Source organism: Novosphingobium sp. NDB2Meth1 (assembly GCF_900117425.1).
Lineage (GTDB): Bacteria > Pseudomonadota > Alphaproteobacteria > Sphingomonadales > Sphingomonadaceae > Novosphingobium.
Genome location: NZ_FPEH01000034.1, coordinates 1 through 19,977 on the forward strand (window position 1 = coordinate 1; position 19,977 = coordinate 19,977).

Here is a 19,977-nt window from a genome sequence, read left to right on the forward strand (position 1 = left end):
TAGCTCGTCAGGCTCATAACCTGAAGGTCGTAGGTTCAAATCCTACCCCCGCAACCACACAGCATAACACACACGCCGCTCCACACACGCCCGTGCGCCTTTCTTGTGTCCAACGCAGACGCGGTTAAGTCAGGCGGTCAACCGCGATATTGATGCGGTTCAAGGCCTATCGCACCTGGCGCTTCGATCTCGAATAGCGCCCCCGCCAACGGATCGTCCGGTCGGCCATCTCCGGCGGACGTTGCGAACATCCGCGTCAGGTCCGCGCCAGCGAAGCAGACGTTGGTGATCTGCGGCGTAGGCAGCGCGATCTCGCGGTCCAGCATGCCATCGGGATGGAACCGAGCGATTCTGCCACCGCCATAGAACGCGATCCACAGACCGCCATCCCGGTCGCAGGTCATGCCATCCGGCGAGCCGGTTGTTCCATCGAAATGCAGGTGTGGTTCGCGCGGACCCAGACTGCCCTCGGCATTCAATGCGTACTTCCACACCTGTCCGATGCGGCTGTCGGTGTGGTAGAGAACCGTTCCATCGGGGCTCAGTGCCGGGCCATTGGCGATGGTAATTCCATCATCGTGACGGCTGATCGTGCCATCCGGGTCAAGGCGGTAGAGCGCGCCCGTTGGCGGCCAGTTTGTGGCCGGCTGCTCGAGGAATGGCATCGATCCAGCCCAGATCCGGCCATGCGCATCCGCCTTGGCATCGTTCAAGCGGTTGCCGGGGCGCTCGGGCTGCGGATTGGCGATCAGCTCCAAATGGAACGGATCAAGATCGAGGCGGTAAAAGCCCGACGCGAGACCGACGACAAAGCCACCCGCCGCCCGCTCGATGATCCAGCCGATCGCCTCGGGCATGTCCCAATGGCAGATCGCATTATCGGCAAGGCTCATGCGCCACAACTTGCGGCCGAGAATGTCGGTCCAGAACAGGGCGTTCTCGCGCGCGCTCCAGAGGAGGCCCTCGCCGAGGATATCGCGCGTGTCGCGGGGGATGACGCGGACAGCCGTCATGGCTCAGTGGCTGTCGCGCGGGAGGCCGTGGGTCTGGGCGATCCGCTGGTATTGCACCGCGGACTCGATGACAGCCCCGCCGGGATACTGGCCGGTGATCTGGCGGTGGAGTTCCTGCCAGGGCGTTTGCGGCGCGGGAATGGCGACCCCGCCGCCGCCGAGCACCTCGCGGCGGCGCTGGAGTTCCTCCTCCGGCACGAGCATTTCGGCGGTGCGGCGCTTGAGGTCGATCCGGATGCGGTCGCCGGTTCGGAGCAGGGCAAGTCCGCCGCCGACGGCAGCCTCGGGCGCGGCATTGAGGATCGAGGGGCTGCCGGAGGTGCCGGACTGGCGACCGTCGCCGATGCACGGAAGCGCATCGACACCGGCGCGGATCAAGGCCGCCGGAGCACGCATGTTGACGACTTCGGCACCGCCCGGATAGCCGATCGGGCCGACGCCGCGGATGACCAGCATGCAGGTCTCGTCGATGTCGAGGTCGGGATTGTCGATATTGGCGTGATAGTCTTCCGGCCCTTCGAACACGATCGCCCTGCCTTCGAATGCATCGGGATCGTCAGGGTTGGAAAGATAGCGTGCGCGGAAGGCGTCGGAAATGACGCTTGTCTTCATCACAGCGGCTTCAAAGAGATTACCCGAAAGCACGGTCAGCCCCGCGTTGGGGAGCAATGGCTCCGCGAGCGGCTTGATCACGCGGGTATCCGCAATCTGGGCGTCGGCGTAGTTTTCGGCGAGAGTGCGCCCATTGCAGAACAACGCGCTGCCATCGAGCAGCCCTGCTCGCAGCAGTTCACCGACCACAGCAGGGACCCCTCCGGCGCGGTAGTAATCCTCCCCGAGGTATTCGCCCGCCGGCTGCAGGTTGACCAGCAGCGGAATGCCCGCGCCATGATCCTGCCAATCGTCCAGCGTGAGGTCGACGCCCATGTGGCGCGCGATGGCGTTGAGGTGGATCGGGGCGTTGGTCGAACCGCCGATGGCACTGTTGACGCGGATCGCGTTGAGGAACGCCGTGCGCGTCATGATGTCCGAAGGCTTGCGATCGGCCTTGACCATTTCGACGATGGCAAGGCCGGTCTCGTAAGCGGCCTGCTGGCGATCACGATAGGGGGCAGGGATCGCCGCCGAGCCGGGCAGCGCCATGCCGAGTGCTTCGACGAGCGAATTCATCGTCGTCGCGGTGCCCATCGTGTTGCAAAAGCCGGTCGAAGGCGCGGATGAGGCGATCAGTTCGATAAAGCCGCGGTAGTCGATCTCGCCCGCCGCGAGGAGTTCGCGCGCTTTCCAGATGATCGTGCCCGAACCGGTGCGTTCGCCTTTGAACCAGCCGTTGAGCATGGGGCCGACCGAAAGCGCGATGGCCGGAATATTGACCGTTGCCGCGGCCATCAGGCAGGCGGGCGTCGTCTTGTCGCAGCCGACGGTGAGGACGGTGCCGTCGAGCGGGTAGCCATAGAGCACTTCGACGAGCGAGAGGTAGGAGAGGTTGCGGTCGAGGGCTGCGGTGGGGCGCTTGCCGGTCTCCTGGATGGGGTGGATCGGAAACTCGACGGGAATGCCGCCTGCGTCGCGGATCCCGTCGCGGATGCGTTCGGCCAGCACGAGATGGTGGCGGTTGCAGGGCGCGAGATCGCTGCCGGTCTGGGCAATGCCGATGATCGGCCGATCGGATTGCAGCTCCGCCACGGAGAGCCCGAAGCTGAGATAGCGCTCGAGATAGAGCGCGGTCATATCGGGGTTGCTTGGATTGTCGAACCATGCGCGCGACCGCAGGCGGGGAGCGCTGGATCCGTTGTTCTGTTCTGTCATGCGAAATCTACCCCAACTCGGTTTTGTTCAGCCTGCGAGCTTGGCAAAGGCTCCACCAGCCTCGACCGAGCTCACCTCGGGAATGCCCATGCCCGGCGATCATTCCCATTGTTCCACACCATGCGCCTGCCCAACGGTCCGGCAAAGGGCGGTCTCCTGCCACCATGATCCGGAACCAAGTTTTCGCCGCTTCAGCAATGATGACGCAACATCATCAGCTGTGCGATAGCCAATTTCTTCATTATAGCATATATATCAGATAAAATATTCCCGACAGGAGATACCCATGGGTGAACGCATCAGGCTGGCGCTGGTCGGCATCGGCAAGATCGCTCGCGATCAGCATCTTCCGGCCATTGCCGCCGACGCGGGATTCGAGCTTGCCGCAGCAGTGAGCCGCAATGGGCGCGTCGAGGGCGTGCCGAATTTCACCGATATTGCGGCGCTGATCGAGAGCGGTCTGCCGGTCGACGCGGTCTCGCTGTGCACGCCGCCGGTGGGGCGGCACCGGATTGCGGCGCAGGCGCTGGCGGCGGGCAAGCATGTGATGCTGGAAAAGCCGCCGGGTGCGACTCTGGCGGAAGTGCATCAGTTGCAGGTGCAGGCGCGCGGGGCCGGTCGCAGCCTGTTTGCGACGTGGCATTCGCGCCATGGGGCGGGCGTTGCCGGAGCGGCGGCATGGCTGGCGGACAAGCAGATCCGGCGGGTGGACGTTGTCTGGCACGAGGACATTCGCGTCTGGCACCCGGGGCAGGAATGGATTCTGGCCGCAGGCGGGCTTGGCGTGTTCGATCCCGGTATCAACATGCTGTCGATCCTGACGGCGATCCTTCCCGGTCCTCTGCGGCTGGCGGGCGCGCGGCTCATTTTCCCAACCGGGCGAGATGCGCCGATTGCCGCCAGCCTTGAAATGATTCACGACGAGACCGCACCTGTTATCGCCGATCTCGATTTCCATGCGACCGGGACACCGCGCTGGGACATCGTGATCGAAGCAGACCGCGGCACGCTCCTGCTGAAGGATGGCGGCGCGCGGCTGTGGATCGACGGGGCGGAGCAGGTTGGCGACGCGATGGGCGAATATCCGGCGCTTTATCGGCGCTTTGCCCAGCTGGTTGCCGCTGGGGAAAGCGATTGCGACTTGCGCCCGATGACGCTGGTGGCTGATGCGTTCCTGCTGGGCGAACGGACCGAAACCGATCCGTTCGCCTTCTGAGGTTCAGGCCGAGCGCCAGATCGAGAGGTCTCGCGGGCCGACGGTGCGGGCGCCGAGCAGGAATTCCGCGCCTTCAGGGGCAGGTGCTTCGGTGGGTTCCGCGCCGTAATTGATCGCGAACGTGAGGTCGCCGCGGCGGCGGATGCGCAGCATGCCGGTGAGCGGCGTGGTTTCGAGCCCGGCTTCGGCGGCCATCGCGGTGACCACGGCATCGAGCGCGGCATCTTCGACCAGCGAAGCGAGGTAGTGGACCTTGCCGTGGCGGACCATCGCAGGGCTGCCGTCCTCATAGCGGCCGAGGACGGTGCAGTCGCCGGGATCAATTGATTCGCGCCAGATGCCGCTGACGTAGGACGCATTGCCGATGGCGATCGAGCCGGGGCAATCGGGGCGCAGAGTTTCGACCGCCAGCACGCGGATCGGCACCAGCGGACGCAGGCGGCCGGGAGCGAGGCCTTCCGGGATGGTGACGTCATGGGTCTTCGCACCCGAGCGCGGGCCGATCAGCACGAGGCCGTCTGCGGCCTGCAGGCGCGCAGCGGCTTCCGGGGTCGGCAGGGCGAGCGCGGGGACGAGGACCATGGCGTAACCGCTGAGGTCCGCGCCGGGGGCGACGAAATCGACATCGAGGCCGAGGCGGCGGGTGGCGCCGTACCAGGCGGTGAGGATCTTCTGGTAATCGTAGCCGCGGCCCTGCTGCTCGATCTGGCCGAGCCAATCGGATTCGTGGTCGATCACAATGGCGACCGGCGCCTTGGTGGGAGCGGGCAGTTCGATCCGGCTCAGTTCGGCGTGGAGCTGCTCGACTTCGGGCCAGGCTTCCGCATGCGTGCAATCGGGGCGGAGCAGACCGGCGTGCATCTGTTCCTGCGCATAGGGCGCCTGCCGCCAGCGGAAGAAACTGACCACCGCCGCGCCATGGGCGAAGGCTTCCCACGACCACAGGCGGACCATGCCGGGGGCGGGGCGAGGGTTGTGGTTGGCCCAGTTCACCGGGCCGGGCTGCTGCTCCATGATCCAGAACGGACGGCCGGTGAGGCCGCGCGTCTGATCGAACAGGATACCCTGAAAGTCCGGGTGGCCGGTGCGCATGAGCGGGGCGAAATCGGCAGGCGAGGACTTGGCGAGCGCGAGATCGGCGCGGCCGAGCGGGTAGTTGTCGTAAGCCGCGAAATCGAGATCGGCGGCGAGCGCGTGGTTGTCGACGCCGGTTTCGGGCATCGGGATGAAGTTGTGGGTCACCCAGCGGCCCGGCGAATGGGCGCGGATGATCGCGATCATGTCGGCGTGGAAGCGCACGACCATGTCGGAGGAGTAGCGGCGCCAGGCCATGCGGTGCGCCGGGCTGGTTTCGGTGACGGCACCGACCGGCATCTCGATCTCTTCGAAGCTGCGGTATTCCATCGACCAGAATACGTTGCCCCACGCCGCATTCAGCGCGGCGATGTCGGCGTACTGCTCGCGGCACCACGTGCGGAAACCGGCGTGCGCGGCGGGGGAGGCGCTGATCGCGGTGTTGTGGCAGCACAGCTCGTTGTCGGTCTGCCAGCCGGCGACATAGGGGTTCTCACCATAGCGCTCGGCAACGGCGGTGCTGATGCGCATGGCTTCGCGGTGCCAGACGGGGCTGGAGAAATCGGTGTGGCGGCGCGAGCCGAAGCCGCGGGTGCGGCCGGTTTCGGGATCGACCGGGAGAATCTCGGGATACATGTCGATCAGCCACTTCGGCGGCGTGGCCGTGGGCGTGCACATCACGACCTTCAGCCCGGCATTGCCCAGCGTTTCGATCGCGCGGTCGAGCCAGTCCCATTCGAAGCGACCGGGATCGGGCTCGATCCGGCTCCAGGCGAACTCGGCGATGCGGACATAGGTGAGGCCGAGCGCGGCCATGCGCCGGGCGTCATCCTCCCACCATGCTTCGGGCCAGTGTTCGGGATAGTAGCAGACGCCAAGCATGCTGTTTCCTTCGGGATCGTCAGGGATTCGAATTAAGGGTTGCAGGGCGGCGCTGGTCGGCGGTAACCCGGCACGGCTCAATTATCATATAAATCCATCTTTGCCACCGAAAGGTCGTCCATGGCTGCCCCCCTTTCCGCCGCCTATCGCCTTGATGGCGCAAACGTCTCGCTGGTGGTGGAGATCATCGCCGAGGTTCCGGCGGTGCGCTATTGGGGGCCGCGGCTGCCGGATGACCTTGATCCGGCAGAGCTTTCCGCGCTGGCAGCGCGGGCGGAGGCAAATGCTTCGCCGGCTTATGAGGCGCCGCTCGCGCTGACGCCGCAGGCGGGGCAGGGCTTTCCGGGGAGGCCGGGGCTGACCGCGCATCGTGGCGGGCTGGACTGGGCGAGCTATGCATTGCTGGTGGACGTGGAGCAGGCGGCGGACCGCTTGGTCTTCACAAGCCGTGACGATGCGCATGGGCTGGAGTTGGTGCACGATCTTCAGCTTTCCGGCGATGTGCTCGCGGCAACGACGCGGTTGACGAACATCGGGGCAGAGGCGCTGCAAGTCGATCACCTCGCCGCGCCGGTCATTCCGCTGCCGGGCTTTGTCGGGCAGATCATCGGTTTCGAAGGCCGCTGGTCGGGTGAGTTCCAGCTGCGGCGTCAAGACCTTGGCATGGGCACTTGGCTGCACGAGAATCGGCGCGGGCGGACGAGTCATGATGCGTTTCCCGGGCTGCTGGCGACCGAACGCGACGCAAATGAGACGCGCGGGCTGGCCTTTGGCTTCCACCTTGGTTGGAGCGGGAACCATCGGCTTTCGGTCGAAACGCTGGCTGATGGACGGCGTTCGGTGGCAATGGAAGCGCTTTTCATGCCGGGCGAGATTTCGCTGGCGCCGGGTGAGAGCCTGACTACGCCGGCGATCTTTGCGACGGTTTCGGATGCCGGTTTGGGCGCTGTTTCGCGGCATTATCATGCCTTCTTGCGCGCGCGGCCCGAGCACCAGCGTCTGCGCGCGAAGCCGCGGCCGGTGCACTACAACAGCTGGGAAGCGGTTTACTTCGATCACGATCCGCAGGTCTTGATGGCGCTGGCCGAGAAGGCGGCGGCGGTCGGTGTCGAGCGGTTCGTGCTCGATGATGGCTGGTTTGGCAGCCGCCGGAGCGACCGCGCGGGGCTGGGAGACTGGCAGGTGAGCCCTGATGTCTATCCGCAAGGGCTTGGGCCGCTGATCGACAAGGTGCGCGCGCTCGGTATGGAGTTCGGGCTGTGGGTCGAGCCGGAAATGGTCAATCCGGACAGCGACTTGTTTCGCGCGCATCCCGAATGGGTGCTGGGGACGCCGCCTGCGCCGCAGATCCCGTTCCGGCATCAGCTGGTGCTCGATTTCGGGCGGCCAGAGGTGCGCGAGCGGATGTACGCGGACGTGGCGACGCTGCTGGAGGAATATCCGATCGCCTACCTCAAGTGGGACATGAACCGCGATCTCAGCCAGCCCGGCGGAGCGGACGGGCGCGCGGGGGCAACGGCGCATGTGCTGGGGCTCTATGAAGTACTGGATCGGCTGCGCGCGAGTTATCCGGCTGTCGAGATCGAAAGCTGCGCATCGGGCGGTGGGCGTGCGGACTTCGGCATTCTGGCGCGGACGGACCGGGTGTGGACAAGCGACAGCAACGATGCGCTCGACCGGCTTTCGATCCAGCGCGGGTTTTCGCATTTCTTCCCGGCGGAACTGATGGGCGCGCATGTCGGGCCGACGCGCTGCCATATCACCGGGCGGGTGCTGTCGATGCCGCTGCGGGTGGCGACGGCGCTGTTCGGGCATATGGGGATTGAGGCTGATCTGCGCGCGCTGGATGCCGAGGAAACCGCCGACCTTGCTGCCGGGGTGGCGCTGCACAAGGCGCACCGCGATCTGATCCACACCGGTGCGCTGCACCGGATCGATGCGGCGGAGGGCGTGAATGCCTTTGCCGTGATGGCGGAGGACGGCGGCGAGGCGCTCGTTTCCTACACGATGCTGACCGAGCAGCGCGGCTATTTCGCTGAGCCGCTACGTTTGGCGGGGCTAAATCCCGCGGCGGAATATGACCTCAAGGCGGTCTGGCCGCCGCGCCTGAAAGCGGAATGGCCGCTCAAGCAGGGCGGGCGGTTTCGGGGCGCCGCGCTGATGCAGGCAGGCTTCCAGCCGCCGCGCCTCCATCCGGGCACGGCGCTGATCCTGCATCTGAAGCGCTAGAGCGCCCGATATGCGGCGACAAAGGCGGCGGCGCGTACGGCCAGGTCCTCGGGGGTGACACCTGGGCTGTAGAGCGCGGAGCCGATGCCGAAGCCGGCGGCGCCGGCGGCGTGCCATGGGCCGAGATTCGTGGGCGAGATCCCGCCTACCGGAAGAACGGCGGTGCCCGCAGGCAGCACGGTGCGAACCGCCTTGAGCACGGCGGGGCTCGCGGCTTCGGCGGGGAACAGCTTGAGCGCGCGGGCGCCCGCTTCGAGCGCGGCAAAGGCCTCGCTGGGGGTCTGGAAGCCGGGGACGGCGATCAGACCGCGTGCGGCAGCGGCGGAAATGACCGCGGTGTTGGTGTTGGGCGAGACGATCAGGGTCCCGCCGACCTCCGCAACCGCTTCGACCGCAGCGACATCGAGCACGGTGCCCGCGCCGACCAGCGCGCGGCCTTCAAGGCGCTTCGCGAGGTGCGCGATGCTTTCGAGCGGGCAGGGAGAGTTGAGCGGGACTTCGATCAGGGTGAACCCGGCTTCGACGAGCACATCGCCGATATCGTCCGCCGTTTCGGGCGTCAGGCCGCGCAGGATCGCGACAAGCGGCATCGCGGCAAAGGCGTCGTTGAAGGCATCGGCAGTGGTCATGCAAGCAAGCTCCAGATCTGGGTAATTCCGGCAAGGAAGGCGGCGTGGCTGTCGACCAGCCGGGCCTTGCAGCCGAGTTCATTGAGTGCGGCGAGGTAGAGCGCACCAAGGGCGGGGGAGGCGAGGACGTCGACGCCGTCGGCACGGGCGCCTGCGAAATCGCCGTCCAGGCGGGCTGAGCAGTCGCTGCCGATGAGGAGGCCGCTGACGTAGGAGGCCTGATCGGCCCGGTCGCGCTTGCCGAGCACGAGCGAGGCGCGGGCGCCGAACAGCTTGGCGAGGAGATCGCCGCCGCGTGCAGCCGCGACGCCATTGCGGAATGACGCACCGGGTTCAACCGCGCCATCAAGTCCATCGGCGAGGAGGCCGCCCTTGCCGAGCTGAGCGAAGATCTCGCCGGTCATGGCCGTGGTGAAATCGACGAGCTCTCCGCCTGCCAGCCGTGCCCACTTGGCGTGCGTGCCGGGCTGGCAGAGCCATGAATCGGGGTTTACGAGACCGGCGGCGGCAGCGCCCAGCAACTGCACTTCCTCGCCGCGCATGATGTCGGCGCGGCCGTCGCTAACGCGCGAGACGCCCGGAACGATGGCGGTGCGGCCGCGTTCCACCCAGTGAACTGCATGCGCGATAGCGGCGAGGCTGGCGGGTGCGGGGACGTAGCCGGCATCGACCCAGCCGCGGTTGGAGCCGACCATGCCGGCGCAAAGCATTGGCAGATCGCCCCAGCGCGCGCGCATCGCGGCGGCTTCGGCGGGAAAACTGCTGCTGCCCATGTTCAGGATTCCGCGGTCATCCTGCGCCGTATCCAGTATGGTTCCGTCTGCCGCGAGCACGAAGACGCGGCGGTTGGTCGAGCCCCAATCGACAGCGAGCAGGGTGGCTTGCAAGGGTATCTCCGATCAGGTGTTTACGTAATTATCATATCTATCTGACTTTGATGTCAGGAGGAATTGAATTGTGCGCTCCAAATGCGTAATCGTTAGCAGGCTTGGTGAACAGGAAAGTCAGCGCCATCACGACCGACACCTTCCCTAACGAAATGCGTACCAGCCTCGGCCGGAATCTGACGTATGGTCTGCTCGATGTGATCGGGCGCGGCATCGTGATCGGCGAGTATGATAATGTAGCGTTTCCGACCGAAGCCGAACTGGCCCGCAAGCATGGTGTGAGCCGTGCGGTGACGCGCGAGGCGGTGAAGATGCTGACGGCCAAGGGCCTGCTGAGCGCGCGGCCCCGGCAGGGGACGATCATCCAGCCGCAATCCTCGTGGAACCTGTTCGACAGTGACGTGCTGCACTGGCTGCTCGAGCGCAAATTCTCGGTCGAGCTGCTGCGGCACTTCAACCAGCTGCGTGTGGCAATCGAGCCGGAGGCGGCGGCACTGGCGGCGATGCAGGCGACCGAGCAGGAATGCGCGGCGATGGGCGCCGGGCTGGCGCGCATGGTTGCCGCCGAAGCGGGGGCGGACAATACGCTGGCGGCGGACATTGCGTTCCATGTCGCGGTGCTCGAAGGCTCGGGCAATCCGTTCTACAAGCAGTTTCGCGACATGGTGGCGAGCGCGCTGGCGACGTCGATCCATTTCACCAACCGGATCAAGGGCCGCACCGCCAGCATCGAGGATCACCGCGCGGTCTATGACGCCATCCTGCGCCGTGACAGCGATGGCGCACGCTGCGCGATGCGACGGCTGATCGGCGATGTGCTCGAACTTATCGGCGAGGCCGAGGCGACGGCCAGCGCCTAGATGTAGGTGACGTCGGGCGCCGGGGGGGCCGTGCGCTGCCAGAAGCGGACGAGACTTGCCCGCTTGCCGAAGACCAGCCGGTTCACCGCCAGCGAGAACGCGATCGAGGACCACAGCGTCACGAACATCAGGTGGATGTAGTGCAGGCCGAACGGCGCGTGGACGAAGGTGAAGTAAGCATAAAGCGAGATGCCGAACAGCACCGCGCCGATGGCCGCGCGGGCATCGACATCGCGGAACAGCAGGCCGACGATGAAGGCCGAGAGGATCGGCATCGAGAACAGGCCGTTCAGCTGCTGCAGCAGATTGATGATGCTGACGGCGTTGGAATAGACCGGGATCAGCGCGACGGCGATCAGGATCAGCACGGCTGACGTCACGATGTTTAGCGTGCGGACACTGGCCTTGGGGTTCACGTATTTCTGGTGGATGTCGCAGATGTAGAGCGCGGCCGAGGAGTTGAGGATCGCGACGAAGTGGGTCGCGACGCTGGTGACAAGGATCGCGGCAAAGGTACCCGCCAGCCAGCCGGGGAGGACATTGCCGACGAGCTTGCCGAACGCGGCATCGTGGACATTGCCGTAGAGCTTGTAGGCGACGATGCCGGGCAGGACGACAATGGCCGGGACGATCATCAGGCGGATCACGGCGGCGGCAAGCACGCCCTTCTGCGCTTCGCGTACCGAGGGTGAGGCCATCGCACGCTGGGTGATCGCCTGGTTGGTCGACCAGTAGAAGATCTGGATGAACAGCATGCCGGTCAGCAGCGTGTGCCAGGGGATCGGCGAGTCATTGCCGCCGATCAGCGTGAGGCGTTCGGCCGGGATGCCCGAGAAATCGAAGCCGATCGCCTGCAGCGAAAGGAACACCAGCAGCAGGCAGATGAACAGCAGGCTGGCGCCGCTGAAGGTTTCGGAAATCGCAACGGCGCGCAGGCCCCCGAGTACGCCGTAGCCTGCGCCCAATGCGGCGATGCAGAAGCCGACCAGGACGAGCGGCAGATCGATCCCGAACACGCTGCGCAGGAACAGCGCGCCGGTGTAAAGCGCGCTCGGCATCGAGATGAAAAGGTTGCCGAACAGGAACAGCGTAGAGATCATCGTGCGGATGCGATCGTCGTTGTAGCGCCGCTCGAGCAGCTCGGTCGTCGTGACGCACTGGTAGCGGTAGTAGATCGGCACGAAGACGAAGGCGAGGATAAGCAGGCCGAACACCGCGGCAAGCTCCCACCACGCGAGGAGCAGCATCTGGTTGCCGTTGGCGCCGACGAGCTGTTCGGTGCCGAGGTTGGTGATCGTGATCGAGCCGGCAACGTAGATCCAGGTGAGGCTGCCGCCGGCGAGGAAGAACTCGCGGTCCTCGTTCTGGCTGTGGGCATGGCTGGCGCGCGTGCGCCACCAGGTGAGACCACCGACCAGCAGGATGACAAGTGCGAAGGCGAGCAGCTGGGTGCTGCTGCCGATGGAGACGGCGGCGACCGGGGCGGCGGCGCTCATGCCCGGTGCTTCCGGGAGATCGGCGCGGACGCGGTGGTGGTCTTTACCCGGATCTGTCCTGCCATGGCGTCTCTCGCTGAACGGGATAATATCGCATTTATCATATCACGGCTGCTACGCTTCCGGCGCGGCGAGGGCAAGCCCGGGTGTATCGCAGCCCGAATCACAAATGAAGCTGCACCGCGCTGCGGCTGATCGGGCGCTCGCCGTGGGCGTTGTGGAGCTGTTCGAGCCGGGTGAGCTGGCCGAGGCTGTGCATGACTGCGTGGATCGCACCGAGATGGCCATCGCGGTGGAGCCTTAGCAGTGCCGCATCATCGAGCGTTTCAAGCGCGAGCGGGTCGATGGTGTAGGCACCCTCGATATCCTGCTGGTGCTGGTCGGCATGGTGGAGCGTGATCGTCATCGGCGTGACGAGGCGCGCGGCGGAGATGGCGCTGATGAATTGCGCGGTCTTTTCGGCATCGGCGCGCATGGTCTGGAGGAGTTGGCGGCGGCCGGTGAGGAACGGGGTCTCGGCGCCGCTTGCATCGAACAGCGCATGGCCGGAAGCGGCGCCGATCAGGCTGCTGGTCTCGTCGATGCAGAGTTCCGGTTCGCCGCCTTCGGGCGCGCCGAGGTAGAACGGCAAGCGCAGCACGTTGAGGGGGAGGTAGGTGGCGGCCCAGTTGCCGCCGAGCACGTAGAGGTTGCGGTTGGCGGCAAAGCCGTGCAGCGCGACGAGGCGGAACTGGCCGGTGGCGCCGTCCTTGATGAGGACGATGGGATAGTCGCACAGGGCGAGCGGGATTTCGCTGAAGCCGAGGGGGACATGGCCGAGACCGGAAGCGGCGGCGAGATCGGTGCCTTGCCCGATGGTCAGGCTGGCATGGCGTTCGCGGCGAATCGCGGCGAGGGTGGCGCCGCTCATACCGCCTGGAACCCGTGCACGCGGACCGCATCGAGCAGCGCACGGTGCGAGGGGAGCGCGGCGAGCGCCTGCTCCTGCTGGCGCTGCGTGGCCATGAAGCAGCGCTGCGCGAGCGCGGCTTCGGCGGCGACCTGGCTGCCTTCGGCGAGATTGCATTCGAAACCCATGCCATGGAGCACGTACTGGTAGCTGGGCCAAGAGAACACTTCGGGCTGATGCGGGAAATCCTGCGGGCCGGGCGGCAAGTGGCGCCAGAGTTCGAGTTGCTCAAGCAGGCGGTCCGGCACGGTCGCGGGATCGCGGTTGTCGCGCCAGAACGCGGTGTCCTCGCGCTTGGTGAGGACATAGTGGAGCTTGAGGAAATCGATGATGCGTGCCCAGTGGTGCTCGAACGCGGCGTTGAACTGGCGGGCGAGCGGGGCCATCACGGCGCGGCTTTGGGGCAGGCGCTCGGTGATGAAATCGACCGCTGTCTCGATCAGCATCAGCGCCGAGGCTTCGAGCGGTTCGAGGAAACCGTTGGCAAGGCCGACCGCGACGCAGTTCTTTTCCCAGAAGCGCTGGCGGTGGCCGGAGCGGATCGGGATGCGGCGGGGATTGAGCCCTTCGGCGATGGGGCCGAGGTAGGCGCGCAGGGTCGCCTCGGCCTCGTCATGGCTGGTGTGGCGGCTGGAATAGACATAGCCGGTGCCGCGCCGAGTGGGGAGGCCGATGTCCCAGATCCAGCCCGCGCCTTGCGCGGTGGAGTTGGTCTGGCTGGCGACGGGATCGTCCTCGTGCTCGTAGGGCACTTGCAGCGCGACGGCGTGGTCTGCCAGCAGCACGTCGCCGCAATCGATGAAGGGCACGCCGTAGGTCTGGCCGATCAGGAGGGCGGCGAATCCGGTGCAGTCGACGAAGAAATCGCCGGCGAGGAACCCAGTTTGCTTCGCTTCGACGCCGGTGACGAAGCCCGCGTCATCGACTTTCACACCGGTCACGTCGTCGGTGATGTGGCGCACGCCGAGCTTCTCGACACAGTGCTTCTTGAGCAGCGCAGCGAACTTCACAGCGTCGAGATGGTAAGCGTAGTTGGCGAGGCCGACATATTCGGCGGTGCTGATCGACTTGGGGGCAAGGCCCGCGTCGCACAGCGCGGACTGGAAATCGACCGCGTGCGCGAAATCCGTACCCGCGCCGTCCTGCCGCCTGAGCCAGTGCGCGGAGAGGTTTATCTGAGTCGCGGCCTGCGGCGGGTTGAGCGGGTGATAATACGAATCGCCCGGCTCGCCCGTGACCCAGCCGGTGAAGCGCGCGCCCTGCTTGAAGGCGGCATCGCACGAGCGGAAGAATTCGGTTTCGGAGATCCCGATCTTGCGCAGCGTGTTTCGCATCGTGGGCCAGGTGCCCTCGCCGACGCCGATCGTGCCGATGGTCTCGGATTCGATGAGGGTGACCGAAACCCCGTTCTCGCCTTCCGGGCGGTGTGCTGCGGCGATGCGCGCGGCGGCAATCCAGCCGGCCGAGCCGCCGCCGACGATCACCACCTGCCGAACCCTGTCGTTCATGTCCTGCTCCCTAGACCCTTGTTTCCGCTGCCTTGCGGGTCTTGGCAAGGCGGCGCTCCATCGACCTCAGGTGCAGCAAATAAGCACCACTGCCTAGGCAATCCAGCTGCCCCAAAAACTTTCATTTGATTTATCTGATAAAACATATCAGTCAAACCTGTAACGGCGCGGGCATCCGCGTCGAAGCACTTGGCACGTCTCGACCGGACACGGCGGGCGTCAACAAGGGGAGAGCCAGATTATGTCTCGTTTCAATAGTTTAACCGCTATGGCGCGGATGCGCAGCCAGGCGTTGGCATGCTGCAGCGCGCTGGCCATCGTGGGTGGCGCAGCCCCCGCATTCGCGCAGGACACGCTTGCCGGTGCCTCTTCGGAGCCCGAAGCGATCGTGGTGACCGGCATCCGCAGCTCGCTGCGCAGCGCGGCAGGCATCAAGAAGAACTCGCTCGCCATCGTCGATGCGATCAGCTCGGAAGACCTCGGCAAGTTCCCGGATACCAACGTGGCGGAATCGCTGCAGCGCATCCCGGGCGTCGCGATCGACCGCAGCAACGGTGAAGGCCGCTTCGTAACGGTGCGCGGTTTCGGCCCGGCGTTCAACACCGTGCTCGTCAACGGCCGCACCTTCGCGAGCGACAACCAGGGCCGCGAATTCTCGTTCGACCTTCTGGCGGCTGAACTGATCAGCGGCGCCGAAGTCTACAAGAGCTCGCAGGCCCGCCTGCAGGACGGCGGCATCGGTGCCACGCTCAACGTCAAGACGCCGCGTCCGCTCGACCTCGGCGGTTTCAAGGCGGTCGTTTCGGCCAAGGGCCAGTACGAGCGCAACAGCAAGAGCGCGACGCCGCAGGCCTTTGGCCTCATCAGCGACACCTTCGCTGACGACACGTTCGGCGTGCTCGCGTCGGTCTCCTACCAGAAGCGCGATGCACAAACCCGCTATACCCAGAACCGTGGTTATATCCCTCGCACGACGGTCGGGACCGGCGCGAATGCCATCGCCAACGTGTTCGCGCCCCGTAACCAGGACGTCGGCCAGGACGACCAGCAGCGTGAACGCATCGGCGTGACCGGCACCGCCCAGTACCGTCCGAACGATCAGCTGACTTTCACGGTCGATGGCCTCTACAACCAGTTCAACGTCAACTCGCGCGTGCAGGCGCTGGGCAGCTGGTTCGAGCCTTCGAGCTACACGGCGGCGGCGATCGATTCGAACCGCACGGTCACCTCGCTGACCACCAACGGCAACGCCGACCTGATCCAGACGTCGAACAACCGCTTCGTTAAGACCTACGCGGTCGGCGGCAATGTCGAATGGAAGCCCAACAGCAACCTGACGGTGAAGGCTGACGTTTCGTGGTCGCGCGCGAAGGATTCGGCCGGTGGCCGCAACTACTTCACCGTGATCGGTATCCCGAGCGTCTACAGCTTCCAGCAGGCGACCGGCAACGGGTTCCCCTCGACCACCGGCTACTCGGCGAACCTCACGAATGCCAACCTCGGCCGTTCGCACATCGCGCTGCGCCAGGGCAACAGCGAGGCCGAGCGCGTGCTCGAGTACAAGCTCGACACCGAATGGAAGTCCGACGGCGGCACGCTCGATGCCATCCGCTTCGGTTTCATCAACACCAACCGCAGCAAGAACAGCCAGAGCATCGCCACCGATCCGAACACGCTGTGCCTCTATTGCGGCTACAATGAAGGCGCCGCCGCATCGCTGCTCAGCCCGCTCACGCTCAACGCGCCGGGTGGTTCGGGCAGTGTGCCGACGCGCATTCTGACCTATGATCCGAACGCCTACTTCGCGTTCCTCGAAAGCCCGGCCCAGGCCGCAGCCCGCGACACGGCGCGTGGCCTTGCTCCGGGAACCACGGCGGCCCTGCTGCGTGCGACCAATGGCTTTGCCGCCTCGCCGCAGCCGAGCTCGTTCGCGGTTTCTGAAAAGGTCTTCGCCGGCTACCTTGAAACCGATCTCAAGGGCAACCTTGGCTCGCTGCCGTGGACGGTGAACCTCGGTGCGCGCTACGTGCATACCGAAATCATCGCGAGCGGCCGTCAGCTGGCGCTGACCGACCTGCTTTCGGTGCCGAACGACCCGACGATCTACCAGGCGGTCTATGCCAACGGCGGTGTTCCGGTCGCGACAGCGCAGCGTTCGAGCTACGACTACTTCCTGCCGAACATCAACGTGAAGGTGAACCTCACCGACAAGTTCATCGCCCGCCTGTCCGCATCGCGCACGCTGACCCGTCCGCAGATCCGCGACCTTGCGCCGCGCACGAACTTCGACGTGACCCGTCCGGCGAGCCTCGACGCGAGCGGCGGCAACCCGAACCTGCGGCCCTACACTGCGAACAACTTCGATATCTCGCTGGAATGGTACCCGACCTCGACAACCACCTTGTCGGTGGCGGGCTACTACAAGAGCATCGACAACTTCATCGTGCAGACCCGTTCGGCGGAGCCGTTCACGATCGCCAATGCCAGCAATCTGCCGGTCGGTGGCGGCATCACCGGCCCGAATACCGCAACGTTCAACGTGCGCCGTCCGCGCAACTCGGAGAACGTTTCGGTCCGCGGTGTCGAGCTCAACGTAACGCATACGTTCGACTACCTGCCCGCCCCGCTTGACGGTCTGGGCATCTCGGCCAACGCCACGTTCGTGGACAGCAGCGCTGCCTTCGACGTGACGCGGTTCGACCAGTCGGTCGCGCTGGAAGGTCTCGGCAACAGCTACAACGTGACGGGCTTCTACGAAAAGAACGGCTTCGCCGCCCGTATTGCCTACAACCGCCGCGGCCGGTTCCTTGAATACCTTGTCACCCCCGGTCAGGGCGGTGATCCGGTGTTCCGCCGTCCGTTCGACCAGATCGACGTGCGCGTGAGCTACGACATCAAGAAGTTTGCGCAGGTCTTCGCGGAAGGCACCAACGTGACCAACTCGCGGAACATCACCACCGGCCGCTTCGACAACCAGGTGCTCGACTATGTCGACACCGGTGCGCGCTGGGCTGCCGGTGTTCGCCTGAACTTCTGATCGTCCACCCCCCTCCGGACGAGAAGGCGCGCCCATGCGGGTACTCTGCATGGGCGCGTTTTCGTTTTTGCACTGAACTTGCAGGATGATTTGCAATGAAAGCACTCGCGCGCCTCGTTCTCCCGGCCCTGCTGCTGGCGGGCACGGCTGAGGCCGAACCGATGCGGCAACCTTATGCGGTGCCGCCGCTGGATGCGCCGGAACTCGCGGCGCTGGGGGCCTATGCCATCGGCACGCAAGCGATCACGGTGGATGCGCCGGACAGCGTGGTGCTTTCCGCCACCGGCCTTGCCCGCACCACGCGGACGATCAAGGCGCGGGTGTGGTATCCCGCGGATGCCGCGCCCACGGCGGCGCGGGCCAGCTTTGCGCATGTCCTGCCCAAACCCGATGGCACTGGCGGGCAGTTTGTCATCCCGAGCCTCGCCGTGGACGGAGCCGCGCCGATCAAGGGGAAACGCTTCCCGCTGGTGGTCGTCTCGCACGGCTACAACGGCTGGGACACGTTCATGACCTGGCTGACCGAGAACCTCGCGACCAAGGGCTATGTTGTCGTGGCGATCGATCATGCCGACCAGCGTGTGGTGAACCCGGCGGAGTTCCCGGTCTCGTTCGGCAACGTGCTGGTCCACCGCGCGCGCGATGTGCGCGTGGTAATCGATGACATGACGCGCCGCGCCGGCAAGGCCGGCGATGCGCTGGGCGAGGAAATCGACGCGGGGCAGATCGGTCTTGTCGGCTATTCGATGGGCGGCTTCGGCGTGCTCGGCGCGGCGGGGCTGGACTATGCGCCGACCAGCCCGGTGTTTGCGCAAATGCCCGCTCCGGCGCGGGACCAGTTGCGGGAGAGCCAGACGGCGGGCAAGTCGATCGCGGCGCGGATCAAGGCTGTCGTCGCGCTGGCACCTTTCGGCGGCAGTCCGCCGGTTCGGGTATGGTCAGAAGCCTCGCTTGCCGCCTTTGCCAAGCCGGTGCTGATGATCGACGGCGACCATGACGACATCGTCGATGCGCCGAACGGAGTCAGCTGGATGTTCGACCACATGGCCGCGAACGAGCGGCACTTCCTGCTCTATCAGAATGCGCGCCACAATGTGGGGGGCAATCCGCCCCCGCCCGAGGCGGACGCTGATTTCTCGACGCGCGAATACTTTGCCGAGCCGGTGTGGCGGGCGGAGCGGATCAACGCGATCAACCAGCACTTCATCACAGCGTTCCTCGACCTGCATCTCAAAGGCGAGGAGGCCAAGCGGGCCTATCTGGATGTGACGCCGCCCAATGCAGGCGACGGGCAGTGGCCGTTGGCGCCGTTCCAGAACGTGGGCGGTAAGCCAGCCTCGGCAGAGCAGCCCGGGTTCTGGCGCGGCTTCCAGCGGCGCTGGGCGCTGGGGCTGGAAATGAAGGCCGGAAAGCCCGCCGCGCGCTGATCAGGCGGGGAAGGCGGCCTCGCCGGTCGTTCCTGCGAACAGCGTGGCGGTGGCGCCGCCGACCCAGATCGGGCCGCCGGCTTTATGCTCGATGCGGACGCGGCCCGAGCGGCCGAGGCGGGTGCCCTGTGTGGCCGTGTAGGGCGCCGTCACGTGGCCGAGGCGCAGCATCCATTCGGCGGCGGACGCGTTGAGGCTGCCGGTGACGGGGTCCTCGATGAGGCCGCCATAGGGGTCGCTGAAGATTGCGCGCACTTCATAGGCAAACGGGCTCCCTGCGGGATGCAGGCCGACGAGGCCGATGTCGATGCGGTTGGCATGCGAGCGGGCAGACTCGACCGCGATGACCGAGGCCGCGTCCTTGAGCTGGATACCTAGCCAGCCGGGGCCGTTGTCGATCCATTCGGCCGCAACCACATCGCCGGCGGCGATCCCAAGCACGCCGCATGCCTCGGCCAGCTTGTCCGCGTCGACCGGGCCGGACCGCAGCAGCGGCGGGGCAGCAAAGGCGAGGCCGTTTGCGCCGCGGCGGACGTCGATGAGGCCCGCGCCGCATTCCTGCACGACTTTGCCGTCATGGCGCGGCGTGCCGCCGAGCGCGAGCCAGGCGTGGGCGGACCCCAGCGTGGGGTGGCCGGCGAAGGGCAGTTCGCGGTCGAGCGTGAAGATGCGCACGCGGTAGTCGGCAGTGTCGGTCGTCGGCGGCAGCAGGAAGGCGGTTTCCGAGAGATTGAGCCAGCGGGTGATGGCCTGAAGTTCTGCCGTATCCCGGTCGGCATCGAGGGCGATCACGGCAAGCGGATTGCCCGAGAACGGGGTTTCACCGAACACGTCGACAAGCTGGAAAGGGTACTGCGGCATGTGTCCTGAACCTTGCGCGCCGGGGTTGGCGCGTGGGAATCAAGATCACGGCTTGGCGGGCATTGGCAACAATGAAAAGCCATCGCCTTCGAGAGCAGGT

Annotated in this window: 14 protein-coding genes; 5 read left to right on the forward strand and 9 right to left on the reverse strand. The window is 65.8% G+C overall.

What is annotated here, in order from left to right:
- Nucleotides 1–137: 137 nt before the first annotated feature.
- Both NDB2M1_RS21345 and NDB2M1_RS21350 read right to left on the reverse strand, forming a co-directional pair.
- Complete coding sequence (locus NDB2M1_RS21345) at nucleotides 138–1,013, reverse strand: SMP-30/gluconolactonase/LRE family protein (RefSeq protein ID WP_072384745.1); 876 nt, start codon at nucleotides 1,011–1,013, stop codon at nucleotides 138–140.
- A gap of 3 nt (nucleotides 1,014–1,016) precedes the next feature.
- Nucleotides 1,017–2,822 (reverse strand): IlvD/Edd family dehydratase, encoded by a 1,806-nt coding sequence (locus NDB2M1_RS21350; RefSeq protein WP_072384746.1) that lies wholly within the window; start codon nucleotides 2,820–2,822, stop codon nucleotides 1,017–1,019.
- A 286-nt stretch (nucleotides 2,823–3,108) separates the two neighbouring features.
- Here NDB2M1_RS21350 and NDB2M1_RS21355 point away from each other — a divergent pair, with 286 nt between their 5' ends.
- Nucleotides 3,109–4,038, forward strand: coding sequence for a Gfo/Idh/MocA family protein (locus NDB2M1_RS21355; protein ID WP_072384747.1), 930 nt, complete (start codon nucleotides 3,109–3,111; stop codon nucleotides 4,036–4,038).
- 3 nt (nucleotides 4,039–4,041) lie between these two features.
- On the opposite strand, the gene NDB2M1_RS21360 is transcribed toward NDB2M1_RS21355, so the two are convergent.
- Nucleotides 4,042–5,994 (reverse strand): beta-galactosidase, encoded by a 1,953-nt coding sequence (locus tag NDB2M1_RS21360; protein WP_072384748.1) that lies wholly within the window; start codon nucleotides 5,992–5,994, stop codon nucleotides 4,042–4,044.
- 120 nt (nucleotides 5,995–6,114) lie between these two features.
- On the opposite strand from NDB2M1_RS21360, the gene NDB2M1_RS21365 reads away from it, so the two are divergent.
- Nucleotides 6,115–8,223: an alpha-galactosidase gene (locus NDB2M1_RS21365; protein ID WP_072384749.1), complete on the forward strand. Its 2,109-nt coding sequence runs from the start codon at nucleotides 6,115–6,117 to the stop codon at nucleotides 8,221–8,223.
- On the opposite strand, the gene NDB2M1_RS21370 is transcribed toward NDB2M1_RS21365, so the two are convergent.
- On the reverse strand, nucleotides 8,220–8,852 hold the full coding sequence (locus NDB2M1_RS21370) for a 2-dehydro-3-deoxy-6-phosphogalactonate aldolase (protein ID WP_072384750.1): 633 nt from the start codon (nucleotides 8,850–8,852) through the stop codon (nucleotides 8,220–8,222). The genes NDB2M1_RS21365 and NDB2M1_RS21370 overlap by 4 nt on opposite strands.
- A complete protein-coding gene (locus NDB2M1_RS21375; RefSeq protein WP_072384751.1) occupies nucleotides 8,849–9,739 on the reverse strand; it encodes a 2-dehydro-3-deoxygalactonokinase in 891 nt (296 codons plus the stop codon). The genes NDB2M1_RS21370 and NDB2M1_RS21375 overlap by 4 nt, the downstream gene beginning before the upstream one ends.
- Before the next feature lie 152 nt (nucleotides 9,740–9,891).
- Between NDB2M1_RS21375 and NDB2M1_RS21380 the strand changes: the two genes are divergently transcribed.
- Nucleotides 9,892–10,599 carry a FadR/GntR family transcriptional regulator gene (locus tag NDB2M1_RS21380; RefSeq protein WP_054122325.1) on the forward strand — a complete coding sequence of 236 codons (708 nt, stop codon included), beginning with the start codon at nucleotides 9,892–9,894 and terminating at the stop codon, nucleotides 10,597–10,599.
- Here NDB2M1_RS21380 and NDB2M1_RS21385 read toward each other — a convergent pair.
- The 3 genes from NDB2M1_RS21385 to NDB2M1_RS21395 form a co-directional block, all read right to left on the reverse strand.
- The gene (locus NDB2M1_RS21385; RefSeq protein ID WP_072384752.1) at nucleotides 10,596–12,095 is read right to left on the reverse strand and encodes an SLC5 family protein; all 1,500 of its coding nucleotides are present in this window, start codon (nucleotides 12,093–12,095) and stop codon (nucleotides 10,596–10,598) included. The genes NDB2M1_RS21380 and NDB2M1_RS21385 overlap by 4 nt on opposite strands.
- A 163-nt stretch (nucleotides 12,096–12,258) precedes the next feature.
- Nucleotides 12,259–13,005: a SapC family protein gene (locus NDB2M1_RS21390; protein ID WP_072384753.1), complete on the reverse strand. Its 747-nt coding sequence runs from the start codon at nucleotides 13,003–13,005 to the stop codon at nucleotides 12,259–12,261.
- On the reverse strand, nucleotides 13,002–14,552 hold the full coding sequence (locus tag NDB2M1_RS21395; protein WP_072384754.1) for a tryptophan halogenase family protein: 1,551 nt from the start codon (nucleotides 14,550–14,552) through the stop codon (nucleotides 13,002–13,004). Before NDB2M1_RS21395 ends, NDB2M1_RS21390 begins: the two co-directional genes overlap by 4 nt.
- Nucleotides 14,553–14,793: 241 nt before the next feature.
- Between NDB2M1_RS21395 and NDB2M1_RS21400 the strand changes: the two genes are divergently transcribed.
- Complete coding sequence (locus tag NDB2M1_RS21400; RefSeq protein ID WP_083555039.1) at nucleotides 14,794–17,589, forward strand: TonB-dependent receptor; 2,796 nt, start codon at nucleotides 14,794–14,796, stop codon at nucleotides 17,587–17,589.
- A gap of 95 nt (nucleotides 17,590–17,684) precedes the next feature.
- The gene (locus NDB2M1_RS21405; RefSeq protein WP_072384756.1) at nucleotides 17,685–19,016 is read left to right on the forward strand and encodes an alpha/beta hydrolase family protein; all 1,332 of its coding nucleotides are present in this window, start codon (nucleotides 17,685–17,687) and stop codon (nucleotides 19,014–19,016) included.
- On the opposite strand, the gene NDB2M1_RS21410 is transcribed toward NDB2M1_RS21405, so the two are convergent.
- A complete protein-coding gene (locus NDB2M1_RS21410) occupies nucleotides 19,017–19,877 on the reverse strand; it encodes a PhzF family phenazine biosynthesis protein (protein WP_072384757.1) in 861 nt (286 codons plus the stop codon).
- Between the last annotated feature and the right edge of the window lie 100 nt (nucleotides 19,878–19,977).